The organism is Neisseria sp. P0001.S005, from assembly GCF_051963715.1.
Map to the genome: position 1 here is coordinate 1 of NZ_JBQCTZ010000602.1, position 453 is coordinate 453.

1 protein-coding gene and 1 pseudogene are annotated in these 453 nt (G+C 46.6%); both read right to left on the reverse strand.

Translation table 11 applies throughout. The features are described 5' to 3' along the window. Positions 1–83 (reverse strand): annotated as a pseudogene (locus ACTHSP_RS21920) (ribosome maturation factor RimM); the annotation flags it as partial. A gap of 15 nt (positions 84–98) precedes the next feature. Continuing rightward, positions 99–347 (reverse strand): 30S ribosomal protein S16, encoded by a 249-nt coding sequence (gene rpsP / locus ACTHSP_RS21925; RefSeq protein ID WP_003684452.1) that lies wholly within the window; start codon positions 345–347, stop codon positions 99–101. Positions 348–453 lie beyond the last annotated feature (106 nt).

Genomic DNA, 453 nt, shown 5'->3' on the forward strand with positions numbered 1-453 from the left:
TTGGCGGCAATTTTAAGCCAGCCTTTAATGCCGAATACGCCTTTGATGTAGCCCATGGCTACCCGTTTTTGAGTGTCTGTCATGGTCGTTTTGGCTGATTAAGCAGCGATTTTTTGCTCTTTAATCAGTTTGGCAACTGCGTCGCTAACTTTTGCGCCTTGAGCAACCCAGTGGTTGATGCGGTCTGCGTCGAAACGTACGCGTTCTTGTTTTTCGTTGGCAACGGGGTTGTAGAAACCTACGCGCTCGATGAAGCGGCCGTCACGACGGTTGCGAGAGTCAGTTACGACTACGTTGAAGAAAGGGCGGTGTTTTGAGCCGCCGCGAGCCAAACGGATAACTACCATTTTGAGTCCTTTTGAAAAATGCGGATATATAGAAACCGCTAATTTTAGGATATTTCACACGGGTTATGCAAGTTTTTATTTGTTTTTGTTGCTGTTTTGCCATTCG